The sequence below is a fragment of the Streptococcus sp. HMSC078H03 genome (genome assembly GCF_001808655.1).
Taxonomy (GTDB): Bacteria; Bacillota; Bacilli; order Lactobacillales; family Streptococcaceae; genus Streptococcus; species Streptococcus salivarius_G.
This window is the reverse complement of sequence record NZ_KV794086.1, coordinates 57337-63336: the sequence shown is the minus strand read 5'-3', so window position 1 is coordinate 63336 and position 6000 is coordinate 57337. Positions and strand designations below refer to the sequence as shown.

The 6000-nt window shown below is 40.2% G+C and carries 6 protein-coding genes; all 6 read right to left on the bottom strand.

Going from position 1 to position 6000, the window contains the following annotated elements:
* Positions 1 to 114: 114 nt before the first annotated feature.
* A complete protein-coding gene (locus HMPREF2607_RS02965) occupies positions 115 to 1203 on the bottom strand; it encodes a hypothetical protein (RefSeq protein WP_002885565.1) in 1089 nt (362 codons plus the stop codon).
* Positions 1204 to 1355: 152 nt separating this feature from the next.
* On the bottom strand, positions 1356 to 2054 hold the full coding sequence (locus HMPREF2607_RS02960; protein WP_070475757.1) for a hypothetical protein: 699 nt from the start codon (positions 2052 to 2054) through the stop codon (positions 1356 to 1358).
* A gap of 126 nt (positions 2055 to 2180) precedes the next feature.
* The gene (locus HMPREF2607_RS02955; RefSeq protein WP_070475748.1) at positions 2181 to 3242 is read right to left on the bottom strand and encodes a PhoH family protein; all 1062 of its coding nucleotides are present in this window, start codon (positions 3240 to 3242) and stop codon (positions 2181 to 2183) included.
* Between the two features lie 78 nt (positions 3243 to 3320).
* Positions 3321 to 4598: a LysM peptidoglycan-binding domain-containing protein gene (locus HMPREF2607_RS02950; protein ID WP_070475745.1), complete on the bottom strand. Its 1278-nt coding sequence runs from the start codon at positions 4596 to 4598 to the stop codon at positions 3321 to 3323.
* Positions 4599 to 4837: 239 nt separating this feature from the next.
* Positions 4838 to 5053, bottom strand: a complete 216-nt coding sequence (locus tag HMPREF2607_RS02945; protein ID WP_002885591.1) for a YozE family protein — start codon at positions 5051 to 5053, stop codon at positions 4838 to 4840.
* Between the two features lie 8 nt (positions 5054 to 5061).
* Positions 5062 to 5919, bottom strand: a complete 858-nt coding sequence (gene cvfB / locus HMPREF2607_RS02940) for an RNA-binding virulence regulatory protein CvfB (protein WP_070475754.1) — start codon at positions 5917 to 5919, stop codon at positions 5062 to 5064.
* Between the last annotated feature and the right edge of the window lie 81 nt (positions 5920 to 6000).

Sequence of the window (6000 nt, the reverse complement as noted above, 5' to 3'; positions counted from 1 at the left end):
GTCACCCACTACAGTTGACAAAGAGCCATTATTTCCATATAAAGAAAAGCGATACCAGAATGGAGTTTTGGCTCTCCTTCTCGTACCACTTTACTCATTTACATCATTGGGTGATTAGATTTTATCACTAGATTTTTTACTACTTTTACTATCGTCAGAGCCTGATTTAGAACCACTACCATAGTCATCGCTATTACCATAGCCATAGTCATTACCATAACCATAGCCATAATTGTAGCCATAACCATAATCATAGTAATCCTTGAAGTCATCATATTGATCACTATAAGTCTTCAAATCTTTCTTATAATCTTTGATGGCATCCTTATAGTCATCCCAGCGCTCCTCAGCGTCTCCCTTACTCATACGTTTATAAGTAATACGTGACTGAAGCTTCCCTTTTTTATCATAAGTAGTCAGAGTGTATTCATCGCCATGCTTGACATAGGTACGTTTTTCCTTCAAGGTATCTTTATATTCTCTTGTTGTTTTTTTAACGACTTTGTCAGCTTCCTCTTTGGTATAAAACGAATAGTCTTTTCTCATCTTTTTCATGAAGTCTTTTGTGACATCTTCGACTTGATCCGCATCTAAAACTTGACTCTCTGTTCTATTCCACGGATCAAATACCTGAGGAACATCTGTCTCATAGTCCATCAAACTAACATATGATTTATTGTCACTCTCTACTAAATTGTAGGTTCTAGATTGATTATTCTTTACAACTACAAAAGACTGCAAGTCCAAACCTTCGTCCTTGTATTCATCTATGCCATCAACCATTTTATCTTTGTCTTCATCATAACGAGAGAAAGAAACTACTTCATAGGTTCCATCTACAATTTTTCCTGACTGATAACGCCATAATGAATAGCCACCAACAGAAAGTAAAATCACTGCCACAGCACCCAAGACTGACGCCAAAATAATCTTAGTTTTCTTAGACATACCTTTTTTAGCAGGTACGACTTGTTGGAAGGTTGCTGTTGTTTGTGCAAACTGAGGCTGCTGTGTCATCGTTATCACAGGTTCAGCTGGCTTAATCGGTCTTTGCTCCGTCGCCTGTCCATTTGAGCCAAAGACGTTAGGGTTAGGTCGTTCAAGGATAAACTCGCCTGCTGCTTGAGCTTGAGCTAACTCTGCGGGAGTTGGTTTGCGACCGTTGACTAATTCAAAGTACTCAATCCACTCTTGCTGGTTCATAATAATCTCCTTTTTTATTGGTCTACCGTTCTATTGTACCAAAATAAATGGTGAAATAGTATTTGACAATTATCATAAAGACTGTAAGGTTTTTTAATAAAACATTAGGCTATGATTCTTGATAGTAAAGAGGCGCTTGCACGATAAGTGGATCAGCGCCAGATGAGATAATCCCCATCATGCCTTGAATAATTATAATACTTCAGGGCATACTCATAATCCCTATCATAACCACTTTTGACCCCTTTGGCTTCCTCTGAGCTCAATCGTTTAAAAGTTCTACGCGACTCAATATGTCCATCATTAGTATAAACAGTCAGAACGAGACCATTAGGGCGCTTTTCATAAGTTCTTTTTTGCTTCAACATTTTTTTATAATCGTCTACACACCTTTGGACAGATACTTCCTTTACGTTTGAGTACTCCTCTCCCTTTTTAGAAATCTTATCAATATGAGAAATCACTAGAGCTTTATATTCAGAAACTGTTAAATCCTGTTTCAAAGTCCCTGTACGTGGGTCAAAAGTCTGTGGGAGCTTTTCATCGTGCTCAAATGGTGAGACAAAAGATTCCCCATCTCCCACAAAAACATAATAAAATTGAGATTTCATATTCTCAACAACTATAAAATCCTCATATAAGCTATCATTATTCTCTCCCCGCTCAGTCCTATTTATCAATTCATTGGAATATGCCGATTTATCCTCGTATTTTATCATCTGATAAGTACCATCTGGAATATAGTTCCGTTGATACTTCCAAAATCTTCCCTCTCCTATGGCTATCAAGACTGTCGCAACAAGTCCAAGCAATACAATGATAGCAATCTTCCATTTTTTTGCCTTAGTCATACCTCTCCCCTTCATATTAGCCTACTCTTTAATACTATTTTACCAAAAATAGAGAGGAAATCTGTGACTTGACTACCAAAGAAAAAGAGGTTGAGAACTCATACTCTCAAACCTCTTTTCAGCTATTTACTTTTTAAGATCCTCAGCACCAATGACTGGGTATTCGGTCAATCCTGATACTACTTCTTTAGCCTGGTCTGATTCTTCTGATTTTTTCTCAAGATCAAACTTAGGTGCATCTTTTTCATAAGCATTAATGATATCAGCTACTACTGGGTGACGTACGACATCACTAGCAGAGAAGTGAACAAAATCAATAGCCTTGATTCCCTTTAATTTCTCCATGGCATCAATCAGGCCTGATTTAACACGACGTGGCAAGTCAATCTGACTCATGTCCCCATTGACAATCATCTTAGAATTAAAACCAAGACGAGTCAAGAACATCTTCATTTGCATGATGGTTGTATTTTGTGCCTCATCAAGGATAACAAAGGCATCCTCTAGGGTACGACCACGCATATAAGCGAGGGGTGCAATCTCAATAATTTCACGTTCCATAAGGCGGGTCGTCTGCTCCTTACCAAGAATTTGATACAAGGCATCATAGACTGGACGAAGGTAAGGATCCACCTTTTCCTTGAGATCACCAGGCAAGAAACCAAGACTCTCTCCTGCCTCAACTGCTGGACGTGTCAGAACAATACGTTTAACTTGACCACGTTTAAGGGCTGTAACCGCAAGGGTAACCGCTAAAAAGGTCTTCCCTGTACCAGCTGGACCAATCCCAAAGACCACATCATGATTTTTGATGCTATCAACATAGACCTTTTGTCCTAAAGTCTTCACTCGAATAGGCTTACCACTGTTGTCCTTGATAATCTCTTCTTCATATAAAGCAACAAACTTGTCAATCGAACCATCTTGAGCCATGGTTAAGGCTGCGACAACATCTGAAGTGTTGACTAGCATTCCACGCTCCACTAAAACAAGGAGGGCTTGAATGGTCAAACGAGCCAATTCAGCACTTTCCTCGTCATCTCCAAGGACCTGCACACGCTCTGTTCGAGCATGAATAATAACATTTAGGTTTTCCTCGATAAGTTTTAAATGGCGCTCATTGGTCCCAAAAAGTGACAAGACATCATCTGGGTGATTTAGGGTAATTTCAACAGAATACTCTTGCAAATAGAGTTCCTCTTTCTTTCGTATTTTTCTCCATTATATCAAAAAAATCACGCCAGGCGTGACTTTTTATTATTCTACTTATTCATTAAATGACACGTGAACGTGGTCATAGTGGTTTTCAGTAACGCTACCACGGTCTGGCATTTGGTTCCATGTGTTAGCTGGTCCGTAGATATTATCTACTGGTGCGTAGAATTGTTGTCTGTAGATAACATATGAGATACCTGCATTTGAGATATTGTCTACAGCATATTGAGCGACTTGATTACCAACTTCTGAACCAACTGGTACCATAACGTCAACGGCAAGTCCTTTACCATGGTCTTGTGGGTCACCTTCACGGTAACCACCGATGTCAGTAAGACCGAATTGTGCTGCTACATCTTGACGGAAAGCTTCAGCTTGTGGTTGAAGGTGTGGATCCGTTGGAAGTGTATTTGTTGATGCAGGTTGTGCTGCTGGTGCCTCTGAAGTTACTGGTGCTTCTGATGCCACTTCTGATGTTGCTGCTGGTTCTACCGCTGGCTGTTCTGCTGGCGCTTCTGAAGCAGCTGGTGCCTCTGAAGACGCTTCTGATGTTGCTGCTGGTTCTGCCGCTGGCTGTTCTGCTGGCGCTTCTGATGTCGCTGGTGCTTCTGAAGACGCTTCTGATGTTGCTGCTGGTTCTGCCGCTGGAGCTTCTTCTTTTACTTCAGGTTGTGCTGGTGTTTCAGCAGCTGGAGTAGTTTCTGCTTCAGGTGTAGCCTCTGCTGACGCAGTGACATGATCAATAGCATCAGCAACTGGTTGTTCAGTTTCTGCGTATGCTGGTGCTTCTGATGCTGATGCGATAGCTTCTGTCACTTTTGAAACAGCTTGAGTTGACTCTTCTGTAACAGGTGCTTGAGTAGCTGTTGTGCTTACTGTTTCAACTGGAGCTGTCAAGTCCGCTGCAACTACAGATTGACCATTGACAGTCACTTCGTTAGTTGTCAAATTAGCTTCTGCAACTACAGGTGTAGTTGATGTTTCTGAAGCTGGAGCTTCAACTTTAACAGAGACAGCTTGATTATCAGTATTGTAAGTTGCTGTCAAGACTGTTCCAGGGTAAATCAAATCAATGTTTGTGATTTGATTGATGTTAGCCAAAACGTTCACATCAATACCCATTGCTTCAGCGATACTTCCCAAAGTATCACCGTATTGAACTGTGTAAGTTTGTTGGTTATCACTTACAGCGATATCTGCTTTGATTTGATCTACTGAACGTGCTGCCCAGTTTGAAGTTTCATCGGCATGTACGTGACTTGCAGCAAAAAGTGAAAGTGCTGCGGTCGAGTAAAGAAGTGCCTTTGTTGTTTTAGATTTTGATAACATGTATAATTCATTCCTTTTTTAACAATTTTAACATCTACAATAATACCACACTTTTTGTCAAAAGAGGGGTGATTTACTGCACTTTAAAGCAATTACTAACTAGTTGTAACAAGCCTAATTTATTGAAAAAAAGCTGAGATATTTGTAAAAAATTGTAACAATTCATACCAATTCAAATGGTAATTACTTTTTAAAGAAAATGCTAAAAGTCATTATGCTTATCGTAGACTTAGTCGCTATTAATGAGCCAGATAATCTTCCCAAATCTGGTCAAACTGCCCCAGATTAAAGGAAAAGCTAGCTTGATCTTCCAAGTAACGACTAACTTCTTCGAAGTCATCAGTATGCTTCGGGAAGGTTGAATCTTCAAAAGCCAAGTCAGCCAAGATTGCTACTGGTTCATTGGACTTTGGATTACGCTGGGCCATCAGCCAAGTATAAAAGGATTTTCTCATGCCTTCTCCTAACCGATTAATTCTGTTCCAAACTGATCTTGTTTGATTTTTTTAGCCTTCATCAGACCACCTAGGGCTTTCTTAAATTGTCCCTTAGAAATACCGAAGGTTGCTTTGATATCTGCTGGTGATGACTTGTCATTAAGTGTCATAAAGCCACCATTGCTCTCTAAATAAGTCAAAATCATCTGAGCATCATTTTCAAGCATTTCAAAAGAACGTGGTTTAAGAGAAAGATTGAGGGTACGGTCAACTTCTCTGAACCCAATCACACGCGCTTCAAGGACCTGACCTAAGCGTGGCTCAGCATAACGTTCTGAGGGATGGATGAAACCAAGCATATTATTCTCTGGTAGATAAACAAAGGTTCCGGAGAGTTTGAGACGGTAGGCAATGGCTGGCCATTTTTGGTTTTGCATATTATCGTAAGCAGGTCCAGCCATACGTTGAAAGACCTCAGGTTCAGCAGGAAGCCCCCAAATACGGTCTTTTTTATCAACATCGAGTTTGATATAAAGCTTGTCGCCTTTCTTAGGCCAAAGCTCTTTGAGTTCCGGCAAAACATCAAGAGAGACAACAATCTCCTTATCTGGAATTCCCACATCTACAAAGACACCCAAATCCTTACGAACTTCAGTGACCTCTCCCCAATCATAAGAATCACGAGTTGCTTTGATCTCCTTTTGAGTCAGACGTGATTTTTGCTTGCTATCTGTATAGGCGAAACCTGTCACCATGTCACCAATGGCGTGTTTCCCTTCTTCTTTGGACAAGGCAAAGGTCACACCGTCCTTTTGAACAAAATAAAATTTGTCATTTTCATCAGTTACTAGGGCAGTAATAATTGTTCCAAGTAATGTATTCATCTTTTTTCCTCTAAAAAGAGAGTCGGACAAGGAAGCTAACATAGTCCATGCTCTTTTGCTTCTGTCCCACTCTCCTTATTT